Below are 22,769 nucleotides of genomic sequence, written 5' to 3'. Positions count from 1 at the left end.
GGCCGCCGTTCCTTGATATCAGAAGGGACAACCGCAGGAGCAAGCCATGCGGATCGAGGAAAGCCAAGGATCTAGCCAAGGATCCGCAGGGCAACAAAACGGCCACGCGCCGTCGGCGAAATCGGCGCCCACAGCGGAGCAGATCCTCGGAGAAATCCGCGACTATTGCCGCCAGACGCGCACCGCCGAATCGACCTTCGGGCGGCTGGTGGTCAATGACGGCAAGCTGGTGTCGCGCTTGCGCGACGGCGCCCGGATCACGACCGGCACGCTCGACAAGGTCCGCGCCTATCTCGCCGAGCACCGGCCGGAATCGGACGGCGCGCCGGCCAATTCGCTTTCGGCCAAACCGCTGAACGACACGGCCGCCGCCAATGCGGTCGCGCCGCCGGGCTTCCGGTTCTTCGACAACCGCCAAAAATACCTGCTGTTCGTCTCGACCTGCAGCGAGAAGACCGAGGTCGGCAACCGCATTTCGCTCGAGCTCGGCAATCTGCAGCCGGCGCCGCCGGCGCTTCGTATCTTCGATGCCGGCGTCGGCGACGGCACCGTGCTGTCGCGGGTGATGCGGGCGGTGCATGCGCGATTTCCCACCATGCCGCTCTATGTCGTGGCGAAGGAGATCTCTTACGAAGATGTCCGCCTGATGCTGGAGAAAATGGCGGACCGCCTGTTCGAGCATCCCGCCACCGTGCTGGTCGTGACCAACCTCTATTACGCCGAGGCGCCGTGGCTGACGCCGCGTTCGGTCACGTCAGCGCAGGGCCTGATCTGGAAAGACGTCACGCTATCAGGCAACACCGCACACGGTTTCGCCGAGCAGATTGGCGAGCTCGAAAGCTTTCTCGCCGAGAACTGGCGCGCCGGCATCAGCCCGACCACGGGCAATCCGGTCTATCAGCGCCCGGTGATCCTGACGCTGCGGCGTGAGGATCATTCCTTCCTGCTCGATCCGATCATGCCGCGGCCCGGCCGCGTGATGGCCGATTACGATCTGGTCATCGCCTCGCAGCCCTATCGGGCGCGGGCGAGCGTCGAGTTCAAGGCTTCGAAAGTGGTGACACCGCTGGTCAAGGCGCTGCGCCCGGGTGGGCGGCTGATCGGCATCCATTCGCATGGCAAGGATCCCGGCATCGAGATCATCGACCAGATTTGGCCTGACGACGATCCCTTCAAGACCGACCGCTACGCGATCCTGCGCCAGGTCAAACACGAGCTTGGCGCGGCCGCGCGCCACTACAATTTCAATGCGTCCTCGGATGCACGCTCGATCTTCCGCTATCACATGCACACGCTTCCGGACGAGGTCAGCGGCCCGATTGGCACCTCGACGCTGTTCGCGGCCTGGAACGCCGCGATCTATGTGGCACAGATCGAGGACAACAGGTTGTCGGAAGTGGTTCGCGATGGCCGCTATCTCGAAGCCACCGGCCGCGTGCTGAAGAAACATGGCGGCCTCTGGTTCAACGACGAAACCTATGTGATCTCGCGCCGCCGCGCGCCGGCATGATAAAGGAAGGCGCCATTGACCGTCTCCGATCAAGCATCCGCCAGATTAGCCGTACTACTACCGAAGGCCTCCGTCGAAATTTCCTCGCGCGGGCATCAGGTCGCGGAGCTGAGCGATCATTTCGCTGGAGGCACCGACGTCACGATTACGTTCCTGCCCGGCGACAATTACCGTCACAACATTGAGACGGCTGCCGCGCTGCGCCGCGCCGGCTACAATCCGGTGCCCCATATCGCGGCGCGCGAAATGGCCTCGCGGGAAGCATTCAACGATTTCCTGGCGCGTGCGCGCGGCGAAGCCGATGTCTCGCGCATTCTTCTGATCGCCGGCGATCTCGCCGCTGCGAGAGGCCCGTTCAAATCGACGCGCGATGTCGCTGCCAGCGGCTTGCTCGAGGCGCACGCGATTGCATCCGTCAGCGTGGCCGGTCATCCCGAGGGGCACCCCTATCTCGATCTGCCGGACGCGCTGAGCGGCCTCAAGGCATGGCGCGACTGGGGAAGGCGGACGGGAGCCCGGGTCGATGTCGTCACACAATTCTGCTTCGAGAGCACGCCGATCCTGGAATGGATCGGCGCCCTCGATCGCGCGGGCATCGATCTGCCTGTCATCGTCGGCCTGGCCGGTCCGGCAACACCGGCGACATTGACAAAGTTCGCGCTCCGCTGCGGCATCGGCAATTCCATGCGCGCGCTGCGGGCCCAGATCGGCCGGTTCGGCCGCCTGCTGACGGACACCGGACCTGACGACGTCGTCCGGGGATTGCGAGCGGCGCCTGCGGCGGCAACCGCGCCGATCGCCGGATTCCACCTGTTCCCGTTCGGCGGCCTGCGCAAGGCCGGTGACTGGCTGCGCAATTACGACCGCGATTCGTTCGGACACCAGCGGGCCGCGATGTCGAGTGCCGGGCTTCAGAACCCGTAAAGCTGTGCCGGATTGTCGACCAAAATCTTCTTGCGGGTCGCCGCATCCGGCGCCCACACCGGAAGCTGATTCAACAGCCGCCCGTCGTCGATCTGAAACAGCGGCGTGACGTCGGTAATCTTCTTGTCCGCAGGCGTGACCGAGTTCGGGTGCGGCCAGTCGGTGCCCCAGACGATGCGGTCGGGATTGGCAGATATCAGCGCCTTGGCGAGCGGGATGCAGTCGGTGTAATCGGGCGCGAGTTTGGAGGCGCGATAGGCGCCGGAAATCTTCACATAGGCCTTGCCCGATTTAACGAGATCCACGAGGTCGGCAAAGCCCGGCTGCTCGACGCCGAGGTCTGCCTTGGCGCCGCCGAAATGATCGAACACGACCGGCACCGGCGAGGCCATCACCAGATCCCTGATCGCGGTGATCATCGCCGGGTTGGTGTAAATCTGCACGTGCCAGCCGCGCGCTTTCATGCGCTCTACGGCGGCTGTGAAGCGTGGCCGGGCGACGCTCGGATCGTTGACGCCGCCGGTTGCAAGGTTGAGGCGGACACCGCGAATGCCGGCCTTGCCCATGACATCGAGATCGCTCTCCGACGTCTTGTCGTCGATCACCGCAACCCCGCGCGCGGTCGGCCCCCGTGCCGCCATGCCGAACAGCGTGGCCGAATTGTCGGTGCCGTAGATCGAGGGCGTGACGATCACCACACGCTCCATGTGCAGCGCCCTGTGCAGGGCGGTCATTTCCTCGGGCGAGGCCAGTTCGGGCGTATAGACGCGGCCGGAGAAGAACGGGAATTTTTCGGGATCGGGGTGGATATGGGTGTGGCAGTCGCAGGCGCCGGCGGGTACATCGAAATTCACCGGCGTTGCCGGCTGCGCCGCTTTGGCAGAGGCGGTTCTATTGTTCATGATCACTCCGGCTGCGATGGAGGCAAGCATCATACTGCGTCGCGTCAGCATTGGTGTTCTCTCACATGTATGCGGCAGCTCCGCAATTGTCCGCTCCGGCTTATCGCTTCGGTAACGCAACCGGTCTATCGAACCAGAAGCCGCCCAAATTTGACTAAAGATCGGCCCGCCCGGAATATCCCGCAATCCCCTGGAATCAGTTCATGCAGAAATTTTCGCAAAAGTTCAAAACCGGCGTCTCCGTGGCCGCCGTGGTCGTCGTGCTGCTCGGCGTTTACAGCTACCGCAAGCTTCAGGCGCTGGCCGCCGATCCTACCGGGGAAAAGGGTTGCGGCCCGGCGGTCGGCGGCGGCGAGCAGGCGAAAATCGATCTGGAGCGAATCAAGTCGATAGCGCCGCTCAAGGACGTGAAATGGTCGCAGCTTGGCGGCAGCATCAATGATGCGAGCTGTCTCAACAAGACCGAAATCTATGGCGTGGTCGCGGTGCGCAGCGTCGAGGATATTGCAAAGACGCTGGCCTTTGCGCGCGACAACAAGCTCTCCGTCACCACCGCCGGCGTCCGCCACAGCATGGGTGGACACGCCTTCCGCAAGGGCGGCATTGTGCTCGACATGCGCGGCTTTAACAGAATCGTGCTGAACGAGAGCGCGCGGTCCATCACTGTGCAGCCGGGCGCGACCTGGCATGACATCCAGAACGTCTTGCATCCGCGCTTTGCGGTGCGCGCCATGCAGTCGACCGACATCTTCACCGTCGGCGGCTCGATCTCGGTCAATGCCCATGGCATGGACCATCAGGCCGGCGCGCTTGCGAAATCGATCAAGTCGATGAAGGTGATGCTGGCGGACGGTTCGCTGCGCACGGTATCGTCGACTGAGAATGCGGATCTGTTCAACCTCGTGGTCGGCGGTTACGGCCTGTTCGGCGTGATCGTCGAGGCCGAGCTCGATATTGCCGACAACCTCGTCTACCAGACCGGCCGTCGCGTGATGGACTACCAGGAGTTTCCGGCGCTGTTCGCCGGCGAGATCGAGAAGGACAGCAATGTCGGCCTGATGTACGGCCATCTCTCGACCGCGCCGAGCACGTTCCTGAAGGAATTGCTGCTCTACACTTATACGAAGGTCGACGGCACCGATTTCAAGCGGCAGCCACTCGGCGAGGTCAGCGGCACCAAACTGCGGCGGCTGACCATCAACCTCTCCAAGCAAGGGCCGCTGTTTCAGGAGATAAAATGGCTGTCCGAGAAGCACATCGAGCATCGGATGGAAAACTGCACGGTGACGCGCGCGCAAGCGATCGGATCGGCGGAGGCCTGTCTCGTCAACCGCAATGACCCCATGCACGATTCCGTACCCTATTTGCGCAACTCGCTGCCGGACGATACCGACATCCTGCATGAATATTTCATCCCGCGCAGCCAGTTCGTCTCGTTTGTCGACGGCATGCGCAAGGTGCTGACCGACAACAAGACCAATCTGCTGAACGCGTCGGTGCGGGTCGTGCATCAGGAAAATAATTTCCTGACTTATTCGCCCGAGCCGGCATTCTCGCTGGTGCTCTACATTAACCAGACCACGGACGAAGAGGGCAACCGGCGGATGAAGAAGGCGACGGAAGAACTGATCGACCTCACCATCGCGCACAAGGGCCGGTTCTTCCTGCCTTACCAGCTCTACTATTCGAAGGACCAGTTGCAGCGCTCATACCCGGAGATCAGCGATTTCTTCGCAGCGAAGCGGAGGTATGATCCGGGCGAGTTGTTCACCAATACGTTTTACCAGAAGTACTCGTCGTGAAGCCTGTCTGCCATCCCGAGCATCATGCATCGCTCGGCAAAAGCGGGATGGCAAGCATGGACATCACAAGAAATCGCGCAGCCTCGCAAGTTCAACGACGAGTTCGGCGGAGATAGTCTTGGGGATCAAATCGCCCTGTGGGACGGTATGAATCTCGTAGAGATGACGTTGGCTGAGCGGTTGCTCCAGAAACTTGGTGATGCATTCGTCCAAGGTGCCATCAAGCACCGAGTACGGAGCCGACCAAGCAGTGCCTTTGACGCGTTCGTTGTTTTTCGAAGGCCATTTTTTTAGAACGGCAGGAGCATGAAAGTCCGTTTGAGCACCCCTTAAGGATTGGCTTCCCGGTTGGGAATGACAAAGGTCTGGCCGGGATAGATGAGGTTGGGATTGCGGATTTGCTCTCGGTTGGCCTTGTAAATCGTCGCGTAGCGCGTGCCCGCGCCGAGGGTGGCCTGGCTGATGCGCCACAGGCTGTCGCCGCGCGATACCGTGGTGGTCGTGATCTTCGGCACCACGACGATGGAGGAGTTCGTGACGTCCGGCAGGGTGGCAGCCGTGGCATCCGCCACCTGAGACTTCGGCAGGGCGACGGAGTCTGGTTTGGAAGGTGAGGTCTGCGGCGGTACCGAGGCGGTAACCACCGGGTCGGGCGCGTTGAACGGCACCTCGGCGCGTCCACGCACCACGCCGGACTTCGAATCCACCTCGTCCAGCCTTACGCGATAGTTCCCGGGGCCGATTCCTTTATTGATCGTGACGGCAAAGCGTCCGTCCGCCGCCGCCGTTACCGACGCAATGAAGCTGTCGTTGAGGTAGAGCCTCACCGGAGCGCCCGAGCGCGCGCGGCCGCTCACATGGAATTTGCCGCCGGCCTCGATCTCGACCGCCTCCACAACCACCGCAGCGGTGTCCGGCTTCGCCTGGGCCGGCTGTGACATCACGACGGTAGGCTTGTTTGGCGTTATCAGGGCTACTACCGGCTGTTCCTTCAGGTTCGGCTCAAGCGCCACCGTGACGCTCTGTTTGGACATGATCTCTCTGCCGTCGGGCTGCTTGGCGCGCAACGTCAGATCGTAGGTGCCTGGCGGAAGCGGGCGCGGGATCATCACGAATTGTCCGGATTGATCCGCGACCGCGCGATCATGCAGCTCGCCATTGCGCAGCAGTTCCACGGTGACGCCCGGCGCCGCGCGTCCCGCGATGACAGCTTCGCCGGTCGGCTCGATGCGGGCGACGTCGAACGCCGGTCCGCCGTCGCCGCTCTCGGGCGCGGCCGTCGATCCGGCCAGCGCGGCTGCCACGGCGTTTGCCTCCGCCTGTGCGCTTGCGAGCGTCGGTCCCTTGAGCCGCTCGTCAGTGGCCGGCTTCGGCGCGACGCTTGCGGCCTTGTCAGCAATCGGCTCGCGCCGGATGTACTGGACGGCAACCAGCGCTGCGACGCTAGTCGCCACAACAAGCCCTATCAGGGGCACGACCACTCGGTTCATTGGCGTCTTGATCATGGTCTCAGCCCATCGGCCGGAAGATCGGCCCACCTCCATTATACAGGGATTCCGACCGAAATGGATACTAAAGCCGGCAGACAGGCTGCAAGTACAGAGGATTAAACCGTTCGAGCCGGGCGGGCGAGGATGGCTGGAACCCTGGTCCCTCAAAGCTGCGCGGTGAACCGATTCGGCGGCAGGCCGCTGCAGCCGCCGGCCTGTTCGGCGTCGAGCACCAATAGCGCGCCGGCCGCGTAGAGCCGGCCGACGAAATCGGCGTCGTCGGAACGTGCGATGGTGACGTAGCTGTTCGACGCAAGAATGCGGCCGTTGGCCTTGGCGATCGCGGCCAGCGCCTGGGACGGCGGACCTATGACCGCCATTGACTTGCCGGGGGGTGAGCCGAAGGTCAACGCGGTGACAACGGCAAGCCAGCCGCACACGACGAGGGCAAGCGCGCCGGCAATCTGGCCCCAACGCCCACCGCCGCGCTGACGTCCGTCAATAGTCATAGAAGTGCTCAATACTTGCACCCCTGGCCTTGAGCTCGCGGTTGATATCGACGAGACGGTCGATCCTTGCCTTCAGGCCCACCCGGCGGAAGCCAGGCTTCGCATCCAGCTCCAGTGAAAACAGCTCCATCGTACCCTTGATATCGAGCTTGGCGGCGTCGGGCGCAATCACGGTGATAAGGATGTCGTGATTGCCCGCGATCTCTGCAACCCCATAACCCCGATCCAGCAGCCGCTGCAGGATGTCGGTGAACGCCTTGTAGCGCGGCGTCTGCACGAGCTGCCATTGTGCGTTGAGCGCGCGGATCGGCTTGATGCGCGGTTCTTTTACCAATACCTCCGGCGGCAGCGTCGCGACGGCAAACATGATGTCGCGTGGCTCGGTGTCATTGCTGGCGTCGAGCGCCTTCTGAATCAGCGCGGCGTAACCGATCTTGACGAAGTATTCCGCGCCGAGCGCGAAGTCGCGCTCCCGGCTACGCAAGCTGCTTGGCGTCGGCGCCGAAATTGCCATCAGGCCGTCGAGCTTCTCGCTGAACGGGTATTTGTACCAGGGGACGGTGTAGAGGAACGCGGCATAGTCCTGCAGCACGGCGCGGCCGAACTCATCCTGCGGGGTGCGCTTCTCGCCCCTGATCCATTCGAACACGCGGCCGATGGTATTCTCGTAGAATCCCTTGACGGCATATTCCACGGAATAGCTGACGCCGATCACGTAAATCATCGTCTTCACTTCGGCCAGCGATTCTCCCGTTGCGGGCACGGCGCGATTGATGGTGCAGAAGCTGCGCCAGAAACCGAAGATGTGGCCAAGATAGTTGAAACGGCTTTCGCTGGAGCGGTCGAGGAAGCGGCCGAAATCCTCGAACGAATAAACGATGTACCATTCGGGGAACGTGAAGAACGTGTTGTTCAGCTTGCGCCGGTAGCCCGGCTCATCGATGGCGGGCAGGGTGACGGCCGGCGCGGTCGAGGCCGATGTGCTGGCCGCGGGCCGGCACATGCCCTCGATATAGGCCAGTGGCAAAAGCACCGTCAGCGCAATCAGGATCGCGACGACAGCCAGGATGCGCCGCAGCCACCTAAGCATGAACGGCGGTCCGCGTCCGCGGCGCGAGCAGATAGCCGATCACGATCGCCACGCCGCCGAGGCCGAGATGCGGCGCGTTGGCGAAAAACCGGGTCGAGAGCGGCAGGTTGAGGACGCCGTTGATCAGAATGCCGAAATCGAGATAACCGCTGCCGGTGAGCAGGCCGAGCACGCCATCGGCGAAATAGAACACGCCGAACAATTGAAAAAACAATTCCGAGGCGCGACGCGAGGTCATCGCCGCAATTGCCGCCCATAGCGCCGACACCAGATGCAGTCCGTCGGCATACCAGGTGCGGCGAAACAGGCCGAAGATCATGTCATTGGCATCGATGAACGCCGGGATGTAGCCGCTGAGGATGACGAAGCCGAGCAGGGCGGCATAGCCCCAGGCGCACAATCTGATGATGTCCATGATGTCTCCGGCCGGTTCGAATCTCGGTCCAGTCTAGAGTTTTCCAATTGTCTTGAGCAGGGCGTCGTTGCTGGCGACTGAAAATACCGGACATGATCAGCGTCCGGTTAACACCGCATTTGTCGTCATTCCGGGATGGTCCGAAGGACCAGACCCGGAATCTCGAGATTCCGGGTTCGATGCTTCGCATCGCCCCGGAATAACCGGGGGATACAACCTACTGCCCGGATGGCGTTCGCAGGCCGTGCCAGGCGTCGCGCACCTGATGGTAGTGCACTTCCGGCAGATAGTCCGGCGTGTTGAGGCCGAGATTCTTGACGTCGAGGCGGCCGATTGCGCTCAAGAGCGTATAGGAGGCGATGACGCGATCGCGCTGCGCACCGATCAGCCGCGCCTTTGCCAAGATCAGATCCTGCTGCGCGTTCAGCACGTCGACCGTGGTGCGCTGGCCGCCCGCCGCCTCTCGCTGCACACCCTCCAGCGCGACGGTGGCAGCCCGCACTTCGGCTTCCGATGCCGTGACCGCAATCTTGGCGCCTTCATTAGCGACCCAGGCGCCGACCGCGGCGGTGCGGGCCTGATTGCGGACCTGGTCCAGCACCTGCCGGCTTTGCGCTGCGATTTCCTTGGCTTGTCGAGTCTGTGAGGCGGCCATGCCGCCATCATAGATCGGCTGCGTGAGCTGGCCGGTCACGGAAGCCTGGTCGGTCCCGCGGGTGCCAAGTGTGGGGTCTGAGTCCTTGCTGCGGCTGACGCTTCCCTGCAGCGTGATGGTCGGCATCAGGCTGCTTTCGGCGACGCGGATCGAGGTGGTGGCGACGTCGAAATCGAAGCTTGCCGCCATCACGGCGGGATGCGCGCGGAAGGCCATCCCGGTGGCGTCATCGCGGCTGCGCGGCAGCAGGCGGTCGACGGTGTCAGCGGGGCGAAGGAGGTTCGGCGCGTTGCCGATGACCTGAAGATAAGTCGCTTGGCTGACGGCCAGATTGACCTCAGCGGCATTCAAATCGGCGCGACCCCGGCTCAGACGCGCCTCGGCCTGCGCAGCGTCGGTGGGCGTGACGTCGCCGGCATTCAGACGCTTCTGGGTGATGCCGAGCGTTTCCTGCAGAAACGCGACGTTGGCGCGCTGGGCTTCGACCAGCGATTGGTTGGCGAGAACGTTGGTGTAGACCGTGACGGCATCCAGCAGCACGCCCTGACCGACATTGCGCAGCGCCTCGCGACCTGCCTGCACCTGCAATTCTGCCACGCGTACACTGTTGGCGGTCCTGAAGCCGTTGAACAACGTCTGGGACACGGTCAGGCCGATGGTCCAGGGCTTCAGGTTCGCCGACTGGACGGTATTGTCGGGCAAGAGGTTGCGCACCGCCTGAAAGCCGGCGGAGAGAGTAGCGACGATCTGCGGCCGATAACCCGAAAGCGCCTGCGGCACGTTCTCGTCGGTGGCGCGCTGGCGGGCGCGTTCGGCATTGAGCGCGGGATTGGTCTGGTAGGCCTTGGCCAGCGCCTCGGGGAGGCTTTCACCATGCGCGGCCGGCGCCGCAAACGCGAGGCAGGCCACAGCAAGGCAAATGCCCGATCGAAGTAACCGTTCAACGTAGCCAACCTTGGCGGCGCGCGTAGCCATTTGATTCCGTAGTCAACACGAGAACGTGATAACCCTGCTTCGAGCCATCCCGCTCAATCTTCTTGTTTGAGCATGATCACAGGGAATGACGGTTACCCGTCATTCCGGATCATGCACTGTCCGTCCGCCCCCGCCGACATCCTCGGTTCGTCTACCTGTTTAGGGGGCGCCATGGCCACAGGCAAACTGCCGCGCGACATCAGTACATTAATTCGGTGAAAGTCCGTGCTTGGCTGTTGCCGGTTCGTCACAGACGAATCTTGGGTGAAGATAGGCTATAGCTCTCGTGGCTGGCGTCCGATTCCAGGGCGGCTGCCTACTACGCCCTAGGTTCGCATTCGATGCCAAAGCTGTTTTCCGATCCCGAAGCGATCGCGGAGGATATCATCCGCGATATCGGAACCAATCTCGTGGTTGGATTGCCGCTCGGGCTCGGCAAGGCTAACCACATCGTCAACGCGCTCTATGCACGCGCACTGGCCGACCGTTCGATCAAGCTGACGTTATTTTCGGCACTGACGCTGGAAAAGCCGCGGCCCTCGAGCCTGCTCGAACAACGTTTCATCAGTCCGGTGATCGATCGTCTGTTTGGTGGTTATCCTGACCTCGCCTATGCCAATGCACTGCATGCCGGAGAACTGCCGCCCAACGTCAAGGTGATCGAGTTCTTCTTCCTGGCCGGCAAATGGCTGCACGTGCCATTCGCGCAGCAGCATTACATCTCCGCGAACTATACCCATGCTGCATCGTATTTGCTGGCGCGCGGGCTCAATGTCGTCACGCCATTGGTGGCCAAGCGCGTGGTCGATGGCGCGACGCGTTACAGCCTGAGCTGCAATACCGACACAGCGCTTGATCTGCTGCGTGCCCGCGCCGAGGGGCGCGCTTCGTTCAAAGTGTTCGCGCAAGTCAATTCAGAACTGCCGTTCATGCCGGGTGCAGGCGATCTGCCGGGGGACGAATTTTCCGCCGTGCTCGATAGCCCCGCGACGGAGTTCCCGCTGTTCGCCCCGCCGGCCGAGCCGGTCAGCGACACCAAATACGCGATTGGGCTTCACGCTGCGAGTCTCGTACCTGATGGCGGCACGCTGCAGATCGGCATCGGGCAAGTCGGCGATGCGCTGGCGCAGGGGCTGATCGTCCGTCATCGGGACAGTGCGCAGTTCCGCGCCATCATGAAGCGCCTCGCGCCCGGCGTGGAGCCGGTGGAGAGCGCGCCGTTCGCGAAGGGGCTGTATGGGGTCAGCGAAATGCTGATTGAGGCGTTTCTCAATCTGATCGAGGCCGATATTCTCAAGCGCAAGGTCGACGGCGTCGTGCTGCACGGCGCATTTTTCCTCGGGCCGAAATCGTTCTATCGCGCGTTGCGCGAGATGCCGTCCGACCAGCTCGCGCGCATCCAGATGATGCCGGTATCGTTCACCAACGAACTCTATGGCGACGAGGATGCCAAGCGCCGCGCGCGCACCGATGCCCGCTTCGTCAACAACGCGATGATGGCGACGCTGATGGGGGCAGCGGTCTCCGATGGTCTCGACAACGGCCAGGTCGTCAGCGGCGTCGGCGGCCAGTATAATTTCGTCGCGCAGGCGTTCGCGCTTCAAGGCGCGCGGTCGATTCTCGCGCTGGAAGCGACGCGGCAGGCGGGCAGCAGGACGCACTCCAACATCCGCTGGAACTACGGTCACGAGACCATCCCGCGGCATTTGCGCGACGTCTTCGTCACCGAATACGGTGTTGCCGATGTCAGGGGCAAATCGGACGCCGAGACCATCGCGGCGATGCTCGCGGTCACGGATTCCCGCTTCCAGGATGAACTGGTCAAGATCGCCAAGGATGCCGGCAAGCTGCCGAAGGAGTTCGAGATTTCGCGCGCGCATCGCGAGAACTTTCCGCAGCGGATCGCGGATGCCTTGAAGCCCGCGCGCGAGGCCGGGCTGCTGCCGCCGTTTCCATTCGGTAGCGATTTTACCGAGGTCGAGCAGCGGCTGATACCGGCCCTGCAGTTGCTGCGGGAAGCGCAGCGGATGCCGCTGCTTTTGCCGGGATTGCTGTGGCAGGGAATGACCCAGCCGCCGGATGCCTCGAACCGCGAATGCCTGGCGCGGCTAGGCCTCGATCAGCCGACGACGTTTGCCGAACGTGCCTATCGCGCGCTGGTCAACGCGGCGCTTGCGCGGGTCCCGTAGGGTGGGCAAAGCGTAGCGTGCCCACCATCACTTTGTGCGGAGCGCAAGAATGGTGGGCCCGGCGCTGCGCGCCTTTGCCCACCCTACAAAACTGGAACTCGGCGTTACCTGTTCTTGTTCACCGGCTTGCGCTTCTCAATAAACGCCGCCATGCCTTCGGCACGATCTTCCAGCGCGAACGTCGAGTGGAACAGGTTGCGCTCGACATTCATGCCCTCCGACAGCGGCGTCTCGAACGCGCGGTTGATGGCTTCCTTGGCCATCGCGGCCGCGGGCCGCGACATCGAGGCGATCTTTTCCGCGGCTGAGAGCGCTTCTTCCATCAATTTGTCGGCCGGCACGACGCGGCTGACGAGGCCGGAACGCTCCGCTTCGGCCGCATCCATCATGCGTCCGGTGAGGCAGAGGTCCATCGCCTTGGACTTGCCGATCGCACGCGTCAGCCGCTGGGTGCCGCCGATACCGGGGATGGTGCCGAGCGTGATTTCGGGCTGGCCGAATTTGGCGGTATCGGCGGCGATAATGATGTCGCACATCATGGCAAGCTCGCAGCCGCCGCCGAGCGCATAGCCGCTGACGGCCGCGATCGTCGGTTTCCGGCAGGTGGCGACGCGATCGCCGCCGATGGCGGTGAAATCGCTGGAGAACATGTCGATGAAGCTTTTCGGCTGCATCTCCTTGATGTCGGCGCCGGCGGCGAATGCCCTTTCGCTGCCGGTGAGCAGGATGCAGCCGATCTTGTCGTCGGCCTCGAGGTCATCGACCGCGGCAGCGATTTCACGAAACACGCCGAACGACAGCGCGTTGAGCATTTTCGGCCGGTTCAGCGTAATGATGCCGACCGCGCCCTTGCTCTCGACAATGATGTTCTCGAACGTTGCCATGATCCACCCCGGATGGTCCTTTTCGCGGGCAATGTGCCCGCTGCCGGGATGGGCTTCAAGTGGGCTGGAACGGATCCGGGATCCGGGGATGCCGCGTCCGGTATTCCGATAGCTACGCCATGAACATGCGCGCGGCCGATGCCACCGTCAGCAGGGCGCCGAAGGCGATGAAGATCTTTCCGATCAGCGAGGTCTTGTCCAGGGTGGAACTCTCGTTGCTGACGGCTTGATCGGAGGCTTCCGATGCAGGTTTGGTCGAGGCCATCGCGACCGTCTGCGTGGCGGAGCCCTCAGCCGGAGTCGCCTGCAGCGCCCGATCGACATCGTTGAGCTCGTCGGAGGCAACTACGGTAGCATCGGCCGGCGCCTCGGCGTCAGCCGGCTTGTCCGCCGCCGTTTGCAGGACGGTGTTGGCCTTCTCAGACATCGCCGCCGACATTCCCTTGGCGCTGTCGGCCGGCGCATCGGCTGCCGTCATTTGCGCGTTGGCGTTGGCGAGCCATTCGGGCATCCCGGGCGGAGTGCCGCCGCTCGCATCGGCGACCTGCTTTTCCTCAGGCTGCTTGTTCTCGACGGATTTCGATGCCGCACGCGTGGATTTGCGATGGTCGGAGCGCTTCTTCAGGGAACGCGAACCCTGCCTGGCGGACTTCTCGGACGTCGCGCTCTCCGGTTTCGACACCGCCGCGTCATCGGCGCCGGCCGCCGTCGCCGGCGATGGTGCTGCGAAACCCAACAAAAGCCCTGCAGCAAGAATGAAGGCCGACCCCGCGCTGGCTCGGATCGTCATGTCGAATCTCCCCATTGGCCGCCGCCCGGCGGCGAAATGAGACCCCCCAGGTGTCCACAGCACGGCGGAAAATGGGAATCTTCGGGCAACACCGGGCAAAAGCTGGGCAATGTCGGTCAGCCGACGTGCCGGCGGGCATTTTTGCCGGCGCGGAATTAGCGAGCTAGGCCGGATGCGAGCCTGCGCAATCGATGTTATGAGCCTGCCATCGCGCAGCCGGCTGTCCCCCCGATTCCCCGGATAGGAAGCCAGCCCAAGCTGCCCGCGGGACCTTCGATCACGAGTTCGTGATCGGATGGTCCTGATGTAACAAATTGAAAGATCGACCGAATTACAGGGTAGGAGCGCGGGTGCGCGAACGGGATGACGAATGGACCGGCCTGATGCGGTCGGCCATTGCAGGCGACAGCTCGGCGTATCATCGCCTGCTCAAGGCCGTCACGCCGGTGCTCCGGGCGGCGGCGCGCCGTGGTCTGGCGCGGGCAGGGCAACCGGTCGATCAATCCGAGGACATCGTGCAGGACATTTTGCTGGCGGTCCATCTGAAACGGCATACCTGGGATGTCACCGCCCCATTTGCCCCATGGCTGTTCGCGATCGCCCGCAACAAGCTGATCGACGCGCTGCGCCGCCGCGGCCGGCGCATTTTCGTCGATATTGACGATTTCGCCGAGACGCTGCCGGGCGAAACGCCGGCCGAAACGGCTTCGCCAAGCGAAGTCGCCGCCCAGCTCCAGACGCTGCCAGCGCGGCAGCGCGACGTGCTGCAGTCGATCGCGGTCGACAGCGCCTCGATCAAGGATACGGCGGCGAAATTTTCGATGAGCGAGGGCGCGGTGCGGGTGGCGCTGCACCGGGGGCTAACCAGCTTGACGGCGAAGTTGCGGGAAAATTGAGCATGGATACCGATCAGCTCATTCGAACGTTGGCGGCCGACAACGCGCACCGCGCGCGGCCGGTCGGCTTCGCGCTGATGCTGGCGCTGTTGGCCGCGGCACCGGTTTCGCTGTTGATGTTCTTCACTGAGCTCGGCGTCAGGCCCGACGTGATGGTTGCGATGCGCAATCCGTTCTTCGACCTAAAATTCGCAGTGACGCTGGCGCTCGCGATCTCGGCGATTGCCGTCAGCCTGCATCTGTCGCGGCCTGAAGCTTCCTTGCGCGGATTTGGTTGGCTGCTGCTGGCGCCGGTGGGAATTTTGACCGCCGGAATCGGCGGCGAAATGATGATGCCGCAACGGTTGCCGATGATGACGCGGCTGGTCGGCAAGAATTCGTGGGTCTGTCTGACGGCGATCGCGCTGCTGTCGTTGCCGATCCTGGCCGGCGCCCTGCTCGGATTGCGTCACGGTGCCCCGTCGCGGCCTGCATTGGCGGGCGCCAACGCCGGATTGTTGTCGGCGGGATTGGCGGCAACGCTCTATGCCTCGCATTGCACGGATGATTCACCGCTGTTCGTCGCGACCTGGTACACGATCGCGACCGCGCTGGTGGCAGCGATCGGCGCGCTCGCCGGAGCGAAGCTGCTCAGATATTGAAGCTGCTCTCTTATCCTCCCCTGGAGGGGAGGATCGGTTCGCATGAAATGCGAACCGAGGTGGGGTGACGGTCTCTCCACCTCCGACAGTGCCCGTGTGGAGAGATCACCCCACCCCGTCTCGCATTTCGCTGCGCTCAATGTGAGCCGACCCACGAGCGAACTTCGCTCGTCTCGGACCCCTCCAGGGGAGGGTAAGAAAGCTCATGCCGCCGGTACGTTCTGCTGCATGCGGTGGAAGCGCAGCACCTGCTGCGCCGTCGAAGGCCGCAACCGTTCATAGGTGTCCTTGCAGGCGCCAAGATCCGTCGGCTCCCCGCCGGACAGTTCGTCGCGCATCCTGATGATGGTCCTGACCGTCGACCATGACAGCCCTGCGACCTTCGCCAAAATCATCACGCCTTCGGCGCGGCTTTCGATCATCATGTTCTCGGCGATCGCGACCGGCACGTTGGCGAGCGCCGCAATCGAGGCGTTGACCTCGTCGAATTTTCCGGCATCGGCAAACGATGCCAGTTCGGATTCGTCGAGCCGGCCGTGCTCGTACAGCGACTTGATCAGCGCGTGCGCAATCTCCGTGTTCTTGGTGATATCAGAGGTCGCCGAACGCGCGCGCAGCGTTGCCTCCTTGACCACGTTTGGCACCTCGGCCGCCTGTTGCGGATTGGCGGCCTCCAGCCGTTGTCGCACCGTGTCGGAGGCCTTGGCGAGCAGTTTCAGGTAGAGATGCCGCGGCACGGGACGCATGCCGATGCAGGCGGTGAGATTGTCGTCGCCTTCGGCGCGACTGACGAGGCGGGTAAAGCCGCGCTCGGTGAATTCCGCGCCGGGATTGTTGACGGTCGACTGGATCACCTGATCGTTGCCGCGCTGGACCAGCACGTCGGTGACCGCGCCGCTCAGCGTCTTGCGGGTCGAGATCGCCATCAAATGCGCCTGGCTCTTGCTGCGCGCATTCTCGATCAGGGTCTTGTCGTCGAGCCGCATCGATTGCGACAGCACAGGACCAGCCACCTCGATGACGTCGTCGAATGCAAGCGCGCGAATGGTGAGCGGCGGGGCAGTGTCGATCGGAGCGAGACGGTTGGCCAGCAGCATCTTGGCCGAGGTTTCGATGTGGTCGATCAGGCACTGGAAGACATCGTCGAACAGGCCGACCTGCTCGTCCGAATAATCCACCGCGCCGTTGATGAAGAGATCGGTCACCCGGCGCAGCGTCTCTACCCGGCGAGCGACGGTTCCGTGCGCAAGCGTGGACTGCAGTTCGTCGAGCAGGTTTCCGGGAGAAGGAGAGGTAGCGGTCTTCGAAATCATGACTCTGTCCTGGAGCAAAAGCGGCGGAGCTTCTTCGCCGCCGGAGCTGAAATATGTCGGATCAGGCGCTGGTAATCCGGTTACGTCCCTGCGCCTTGGCTGCATAAAGCGCACTATCGGCGCGCGCGAGAAATGTGTCTGATGTTTCGTTCGGGTTCAGCGTTGCAACGCCTGCCGACATCGTCACCTTCATGCCCTGCGAGAATGCGCTCCAGTCGAGATCGGCAATAATGGCGCGCAACCGGTCGAGCGCGTGCATGGCTTGGTCGACGTCCATGTCGGGCAGCACCAGCAGGAATTCCTCGCCGCCATATCGGCCGAACCGGTCGATGCTGCGGATGTTGGCAAACATGGTGATCGAGAATGTCCGCAGCACCTCGTCGCCGATCGGGTGACCGTAGGCGTCGTTGATGCGCTTGAACCAGTCGAGGTCAATCAGTGCGATCGAGCAGGGCGATCCGCTGCGGCTCGCGCGGGCGATCTCCTCCTCCAGCATCCGCATGATGCTGCGGCGGTTGGACGACCCGGTCAGTTCGTCGAGTTCAGCAAGCTCCTCGATCCGCTTGTACGCCGCCTTCAGTTCGAAGCTGCGGTCATAGAGCATCTTGCGCATGGTAGAGCCGTACAGCCCCACGAAGGCGCATTGTCCGATGGTGAGGACAAAGGAAAGCATGGCCGCGACGCGTTCGGTCTGGGTGGTAATCGGCAGGCCGATCGGGGTACTGGCAAACAGGAAGATCGGCGCCAGGCCGACGATGGTCAGGGTCCAGGTGATGATGGCCTGCCAGGACGTCATCCGCAGCGCGCCGAATCCGAAGATGAGGAATACGACGCTCAGGAAGGCAAATCCGATCTGCGGCGCGGCCAGCAGAAAGCAGAGCTGGAGCGCGACGTGGCCGGCGACCTGGAAGATCGTGAGATAATGGTCCTCGAACCGGTCGTTGAAGTGGGCTTCCGACAACACGACAAACACCGACACCAACCCGATGCCGGAAAGGAAATAGGCCGATGGAATGATGATCGGGACGGTGCCGGCGTAGCAATAGACCAGCAGGACCGAGGTGATGAGCAAATAGCTGACGCCTTGCACGGCCAACATCTGGCGGCGCTGGCCGGCCCGGCGCTTCAATAACTCCTGCGGCAGGCGGGCGACGCGCGCGGTCGCATTGTGAGAGTCTTGCCCCTGAAGCAATGATGCCGCGCCGCTCATGTCCCGCCGCTGTTGGTGATGCCCGACGAAACTTTAGGGAATAAAGCCTTTAGGTTTGGTATCTTTTGAAGCCGAATCGGCTCCGTTAAAACCCGGCCATTGCTGATTTCGCAATGGAAATCTGCCGAATTCCGATAGCGCGGAACCTGGCTGTGCGGGAACCCTGGGCGTCACGCAAATGCTGCCCTGCCGGCGAAGCCTTGCTAAGGTTGTGGGCGCGTTTTCAGGAAAGCGTTTCCGTATTATGGTACCAATCCAAGGGTTTAGCTCCTTTCTCGCGGCAAAATGGGCGGGCAATGCCCATCTGTGGGGTAGATCACACATGCGATTTGGGCATTGCCGTAATGTGAAGAATCTCACTCTTCACATCGAACCGCCGGCCACCCCCGTCCGACCAACCTTGCGAGACGGCCATTGAGCGCGACACAGGCGGCTTCAGACGAAATTCTGATCGCTCGGATCGCTCAAGGCGACCGGCTCGCCATGCAGGTGCTTTACGGAAGGCACCATGTCAGGGTGTTCCGTTTCGGGCTTCGGCTCGTAAGGGACGAACAGGTCGCGGAAGACCTCATCAGCGAGGTTTTTCTCGATGTGTGGCGTCAGGCTGGCAAGTTCGAGGGCCGATCCGCCGTTACCACCTGGCTCTTGGCGATTACGCGGTTCAAGGCTCTTTCGGCACTCAGACGCCGCAAGGACGTTGGGCTGGACGAGGAAACCGCGAACGCGATCGAGGATACGTCCGACGATCCGGAAGTGGTGGTGCAGAAGAAGGATACGGGTGAAGCGCTGCGCAAGTGCCTGACGGCCCTTTCGGCAGAGCATCGGGAGATCGTCGATCTCGTCTACTACCACGAGAAGTCCGTGGAAGAGGTGGCCGAAATCGTCGGTATTCCGGAGAACACCGTTAAGACGCGCCTGTTTTATGCGCGCAAGAAATTGGCCGAGTTGCTCAAGGCAGCAGGCATAGAGCGAGGTTGGCCATGATGGCAGCGAGCAAAAAAATGCTGGATCACGAGCCCAGCGAAATCGAGATGCTGTTGCCCTTCCACGCGGCCGGCACCTTGAGCGCGCGCGATGCGCGCCGCGTCGAGGAAGCGCTTGCCGGGGATCCCGAGCTTGCCCGGCAGTATGCCGTCATCCGCGAAGAATACGCCGGGACGATCAGCCTCAACGAGAGCCTGGGTGCACCGTCCACGCGCGCCATGCAGAAGCTGTTTGCCGCAATCGACGCGGAGCCTGTGCGCGAGCCCTCTCGCTCGGTGAGCCTGTCCACGCGCGTATCGGAATTTTTCGCAAGCCTGTCGCCGCGTACGCTCGCCTGGTCGGCGAGCCTCGGTGCCGTAGCGCTCGTGCTGCAGGCCGGCGTGATCGGCGCCGTACTGATGAAAAACCAGACCGCGTTGTTCGAGACGGCGTCGCTAAGCCTGAACGAGCGGCCATCGGCGCCGATTACGCGCGATCTCGCAGGCAGCGTCGCGCCGCCGCGCGCGCTGGTGCGGTTCGCGCCTGAAGCGCGCATCGCCGACATCACGGCGCTGCTCGACAACTACCAGGCCTCGATCGATGGTGCCAAGGGCGGCATGTTCCGGCTGCAGTTTGGCAACAAGGCGATGAGCAAGGACGAGGTTGCTGGCCTGCTGAGCAGGCTGCAGCGCGAGAAAATCGTCAGCCTGGCGGTGGCAACGCCGTAAGGCCGCCTGGCGCTGGCCGGGCAAGCTGAGGTCCCATGGTTCATGATGGCGTGAGTTGGTGGACAAGGACCCAGCGTGCGGCATGGGCGGTGTCGGCCGCGCTGTTGCCGTTAATCGCTTTCGGACCCTCGGCGGTGCATGCGCAAAGCATCATGCGCACCCCCAGTCTGAACGTTGGCTCGCGGGTACCAACCATCAGTCCGACAGTGACGCCGCGGATCAGTCCGACCGTTGCGGCGCGGCCGGCCATGCGCGCCGATACCGTCGCGCGGACACCGCCGTCCCGGATCGGCACCATGAGTTCGACCCTGAGAGTCCGTCCGGGGGCCGGTGTGCCGTCGACGCTGCCCCATGCGCGGTTTTCGCCCAACCTCTATCCGGCTTGTGCATATGCGCTTCGTGGTCCGGACGGCGAGTGCTTCGATCGTCCGGTGATGTCGGCCGGCGGCGGCAACGGCGCCTCGGCCAAGAAGGGCAAGGGCGGATCGGGCAACAACAACAACGCACAGGCGGCGGTCAATCTGCGCGCGGTCAAGAACGAGCTCGTCGCCGAAATCGACGGCGCGTTATCCACCGCCGAAGCCGACGAACTGGCGCGGCGTCACGGCCTGGAACGCATCGCGTCGCAGAACTTCCCGTTGCTCGGCGGCACCATCGGCCTGTTTCGCATCGTCGATAACCGGCCGGTGGACACCGTGCGCCGCGAACTCGCGGCCGATGCCAGCGTGCGTTCGGTGCAGCTCAATTTCCGTTACTTCCTGCAGGATCAGAAGAAGGCTTCGACCGCGGGCGACGCGCAATACGCCGTCGCCCAGCTTCGGCTGCCACAGGCGCACGCGCTCGTCCGCGGCATGAACGTCACCATTGCGGTGATCGATTCAGGCATCGACGCCAAGCATCCCGAACTCGCCAATTCGGTTGCCGACAGTTTCGATGCGCTCGGAAGCAAGGAAGGTCCGCATGTCCATGGCACGGGCATTGCCGGCGCGATCGTGGCGCATGCCAAGCTATTGGGGAGCGCACCGGAGGCGAGGTTGATCGCGATCCGCGCGTTCGGCGCGGGATCGAAGGGCGCGGAGAGCACGTCCTATGTAATCCTTCGGGGACTGGACTACGCGGCCGAGCACGGCGCGCAGATCGTCAATATGAGCTTTGCCGGCCCCAAGGATCCGCTGATCGAGCGGGGCATCGCCGCTACCGCAGCTCGTGGCATCCTGATGGTGGCTGCGGCCGGCAATGCCGGCGCGAAATCGCCGCCGCTCTATCCGGCCGCCAATCCCAATGTCATTGCGGTGAGTGGCACCGACGCACAGGAAAGACCGTTTGCGGCATCGAACCGGGGCAACCACATCGCGGTTGCTGCACCGGGCGCGGATATCTTCCTGCCGGCGCCCGATGAAAAATACCAGATCACGTCGGGCACCTCGTTCTCCGCCGCCTATATCAGCGGCGTCGCGGCGCTGATGATGGAGCGCAATCCTTCGTTGAAGCCGGGCGATGTTCGCGCAATTCTGACCAGGACCGCCCGCGATCTCGGCACCCCCGGCCGTGACGATCAGTTTGGGGCAGGCGAGGCCGATGCCTTTGCCGCCGTTACCGCCGCGGCCGCCGCACCTGCGGTTCCGCTTGCTTCGGTTTCCGGTAGGCCTGCGGGGGAGAAAGCGCCGGCGCATGACCCGGCCGCGGATAACACTTCCGTGAGCCGCGCATTGAACGACGCCTCGGCCTCGATCGCAGCGGACAAATCGGCCGCAAACGCCGCAAAATAGCCTGCCGCGCAGCGATTTTCCGACGATCGTCCCTGAAGACAAGGTTAAAAAAATCGTCCGGCGTTTTGAACGTCCGGGGAGGGTGTCGCGACTTATCTACGTGGGAGCGGTAATCCCTCCCCATAGGCTGTATTCGGCGCGAGCGCCCATCCACCCCAAGCGCCCATATAGCTTGACCCGTCCGGTTGTCCCCCCGGACGGGTCTTTCATTTTCAGCTCAGGTTTTTGGACGAAGCTGCGTTTCGTGCGGCACCGTGACGGCTTGCAACTGCAAGTTTTGCGACTCGTCTGGACGATGCGCAATTTCCCCGTGCATCTTCCAAAATGAAATGAGCGAGGCTCGCTGCGCAACGTGACCATGCTGCTGTGCGGCTTGATCGCGAATAGAGTGGATTAACCCGTATTTGTGCGGGTTTCTTCGATTGTTGCGTATTCCTGTAGCTTCACGCACTGGACAACGAAAAAGTTTTCCACAGAATATCCCCCGTCACATCCCACTGATTCGTCTCGGTTGCGTCTGCGTCCGTCTCTCTCTTACGGGCTGATTTATGGCACATCCTGCAGACGTGGCACGTGGCCGCAACATCGTTGCGCGCTGGTGCAGCCTTGCCGAGCAACGGTTGGAATACCTCACTGAACTGTTCGAGACCGGGCGCTGGCGCCGCTTCCACACCGAACGCGAATTCCTCGAAAACATCCAGGAAGCCAAGGCCGCCGTCGCAACCTGGCGTGACCTGTTGAGCCGCGAAGCTTCGCTCGACAACACGCAGATCGATATGGCCTGGCTGGGCCGCCGTCGAACGACGCCGCTGCTGCTGACGCCGCTGCCGCGCGACGAGGGCTATCGTCCGCCGGTCGTGCAGCTTCAGCCGCAACTGCAGTCGCCACCGATTGTCGCCGCGCCGCCGCCGATTGCGGCCACGCCGCCGCGCGACGTTCCCGCCGATGTTCTGGTCGCGCTGGAAAGCCAACTCGTCGTGGCGGACGAGGCGCCGTCCGTGCCGGATGTGCTGGCGCTGGATGAGATGCCGTTCCCGGCGATCGATCTCGACGCGATGAAGGAACGCTATCCGGCGTTGCGCAACGCGCTGTAGGCGGGGTGGGCGAGGAGAGC

At 63.0% G+C, this 22,769-nt stretch carries 20 protein-coding genes; 10 read left to right on the top strand and 10 right to left on the bottom strand.

Annotated features, from left to right (window positions below):
* Positions 1 to 46 precede the first annotated feature (46 nt).
* Together YUO_RS0120490 and YUO_RS41230 are read left to right on the top strand one after the other, a co-directional pair.
* Complete coding sequence (locus YUO_RS0120490; protein WP_235782770.1) at positions 47 to 1,510, top strand: hypothetical protein; 1,464 nt, start codon at positions 47 to 49, stop codon at positions 1,508 to 1,510.
* 15 nt (positions 1,511 to 1,525) lie between these two features.
* The gene (locus YUO_RS41230) at positions 1,526 to 2,434 is read left to right on the top strand and encodes a methylenetetrahydrofolate reductase (protein ID WP_051379534.1); all 909 of its coding nucleotides are present in this window, start codon (positions 1,526 to 1,528) and stop codon (positions 2,432 to 2,434) included.
* Here YUO_RS41230 and YUO_RS0120480 read toward each other — a convergent pair.
* Complete coding sequence (locus YUO_RS0120480) at positions 2,422 to 3,387, bottom strand: amidohydrolase family protein (protein WP_028348962.1); 966 nt, start codon at positions 3,385 to 3,387, stop codon at positions 2,422 to 2,424. The genes YUO_RS41230 and YUO_RS0120480 overlap by 13 nt on opposite strands.
* Positions 3,388 to 3,539: 152 nt before the next feature.
* Between YUO_RS0120480 and YUO_RS0120475 the strand changes: the two genes are divergently transcribed.
* Complete coding sequence (locus YUO_RS0120475; protein WP_028348961.1) at positions 3,540 to 5,138, top strand: FAD-binding oxidoreductase; 1,599 nt, start codon at positions 3,540 to 3,542, stop codon at positions 5,136 to 5,138.
* Positions 5,139 to 5,467: 329 nt separating this feature from the next.
* Here the strand turns inward: YUO_RS0120475 and YUO_RS0120465 are convergent, their stop codons facing one another.
* The 5 genes from YUO_RS0120465 to YUO_RS0120445 form a co-directional block, all read right to left on the bottom strand.
* Positions 5,468 to 6,643: a LysM peptidoglycan-binding domain-containing protein gene (locus tag YUO_RS0120465; RefSeq protein WP_028348960.1), complete on the bottom strand. Its 1,176-nt coding sequence runs from the start codon at positions 6,641 to 6,643 to the stop codon at positions 5,468 to 5,470.
* Positions 6,644 to 6,792: 149 nt separating this feature from the next.
* Positions 6,793 to 7,137 carry a hypothetical protein gene (locus YUO_RS41220; protein WP_051379533.1) on the bottom strand — a complete coding sequence of 115 codons (345 nt, stop codon included), beginning with the start codon at positions 7,135 to 7,137 and terminating at the stop codon, positions 6,793 to 6,795.
* Complete coding sequence (locus YUO_RS0120455) at positions 7,127 to 8,227, bottom strand: hypothetical protein (RefSeq protein WP_028348959.1); 1,101 nt, start codon at positions 8,225 to 8,227, stop codon at positions 7,127 to 7,129. Before YUO_RS0120455 ends, YUO_RS41220 begins: the two co-directional genes overlap by 11 nt.
* Entirely contained in the window at positions 8,220 to 8,642 is a 423-nt protein-coding gene (locus YUO_RS0120450; protein ID WP_028348958.1) for a hypothetical protein, read from the bottom strand. Before YUO_RS0120450 ends, YUO_RS0120455 begins: the two co-directional genes overlap by 8 nt.
* A 217-nt stretch (positions 8,643 to 8,859) precedes the next feature.
* The gene (locus YUO_RS0120445) at positions 8,860 to 10,272 is read right to left on the bottom strand and encodes a TolC family outer membrane protein (RefSeq protein WP_028348957.1); all 1,413 of its coding nucleotides are present in this window, start codon (positions 10,270 to 10,272) and stop codon (positions 8,860 to 8,862) included.
* Between the two features lie 341 nt (positions 10,273 to 10,613).
* Here YUO_RS0120445 and YUO_RS0120440 point away from each other — a divergent pair, with 341 nt between their 5' ends.
* A complete protein-coding gene (locus tag YUO_RS0120440) occupies positions 10,614 to 12,461 on the top strand; it encodes an acetyl-CoA hydrolase/transferase C-terminal domain-containing protein (RefSeq protein WP_028348956.1) in 1,848 nt (615 codons plus the stop codon).
* 104 nt (positions 12,462 to 12,565) lie between these two features.
* Here the strand turns inward: YUO_RS0120440 and YUO_RS0120435 are convergent, their stop codons facing one another.
* Together YUO_RS0120435 and YUO_RS0120430 are read right to left on the bottom strand one after the other, a co-directional pair.
* Entirely contained in the window at positions 12,566 to 13,345 is a 780-nt protein-coding gene (locus tag YUO_RS0120435; protein ID WP_028348955.1) for an enoyl-CoA hydratase, read from the bottom strand.
* Between the two features lie 112 nt (positions 13,346 to 13,457).
* Complete coding sequence (locus YUO_RS0120430) at positions 13,458 to 14,135, bottom strand: hypothetical protein (RefSeq protein ID WP_028348954.1); 678 nt, start codon at positions 14,133 to 14,135, stop codon at positions 13,458 to 13,460.
* 350 nt (positions 14,136 to 14,485) lie between these two features.
* Here YUO_RS0120430 and YUO_RS0120425 point away from each other — a divergent pair, with 350 nt between their 5' ends.
* Positions 14,486 to 15,031, top strand: a complete 546-nt coding sequence (locus YUO_RS0120425; protein ID WP_028348953.1) for a sigma-70 family RNA polymerase sigma factor — start codon at positions 14,486 to 14,488, stop codon at positions 15,029 to 15,031.
* Positions 15,032 to 15,033: 2 nt separating this feature from the next.
* Positions 15,034 to 15,672 (top strand): NrsF family protein, encoded by a 639-nt coding sequence (locus tag YUO_RS0120420; RefSeq protein WP_028348952.1) that lies wholly within the window; start codon positions 15,034 to 15,036, stop codon positions 15,670 to 15,672.
* A 203-nt stretch (positions 15,673 to 15,875) separates the two neighbouring features.
* Here the strand turns inward: YUO_RS0120420 and YUO_RS0120415 are convergent, their stop codons facing one another.
* Positions 15,876 to 16,985 (bottom strand): DUF2336 domain-containing protein, encoded by a 1,110-nt coding sequence (locus YUO_RS0120415; protein ID WP_028348951.1) that lies wholly within the window; start codon positions 16,983 to 16,985, stop codon positions 15,876 to 15,878.
* Positions 16,986 to 17,046: 61 nt separating this feature from the next.
* A complete protein-coding gene (locus tag YUO_RS0120410) occupies positions 17,047 to 18,195 on the bottom strand; it encodes a GGDEF domain-containing protein (protein WP_028348950.1) in 1,149 nt (382 codons plus the stop codon).
* 414 nt (positions 18,196 to 18,609) lie between these two features.
* Between YUO_RS0120410 and YUO_RS0120405 the strand changes: the two genes are divergently transcribed.
* The 4 genes from YUO_RS0120405 to YUO_RS0120390 all read left to right on the top strand — a co-directional run bounded on the left by YUO_RS0120405 (position 18,610) and on the right by YUO_RS0120390 (position 22,749).
* The gene (locus YUO_RS0120405) at positions 18,610 to 19,179 is read left to right on the top strand and encodes a sigma-70 family RNA polymerase sigma factor (RefSeq protein WP_028348949.1); all 570 of its coding nucleotides are present in this window, start codon (positions 18,610 to 18,612) and stop codon (positions 19,177 to 19,179) included.
* On the top strand, positions 19,176 to 19,886 hold the full coding sequence (locus YUO_RS0120400) for a zf-HC2 domain-containing protein (RefSeq protein WP_028348948.1): 711 nt from the start codon (positions 19,176 to 19,178) through the stop codon (positions 19,884 to 19,886). Before YUO_RS0120405 ends, YUO_RS0120400 begins: the two co-directional genes overlap by 4 nt.
* A gap of 35 nt (positions 19,887 to 19,921) precedes the next feature.
* Positions 19,922 to 21,655 carry a S8 family serine peptidase gene (locus YUO_RS0120395; protein ID WP_028348947.1) on the top strand — a complete coding sequence of 578 codons (1,734 nt, stop codon included), beginning with the start codon at positions 19,922 to 19,924 and terminating at the stop codon, positions 21,653 to 21,655.
* Between the two features lie 548 nt (positions 21,656 to 22,203).
* A complete protein-coding gene (locus YUO_RS0120390) occupies positions 22,204 to 22,749 on the top strand; it encodes a TIGR03809 family protein (RefSeq protein ID WP_028348946.1) in 546 nt (181 codons plus the stop codon).
* The last annotated feature ends 20 nt before the right edge of the window (positions 22,750 to 22,769 follow it).

It is taken from the genome of Bradyrhizobium murdochi, assembly GCF_000472965.1.
Classification (GTDB): Bacteria; Pseudomonadota; Alphaproteobacteria; order Rhizobiales; family Xanthobacteraceae; genus Bradyrhizobium; species Bradyrhizobium murdochi.
This window is presented reverse-complemented; position numbering and strand designations above follow the sequence as displayed.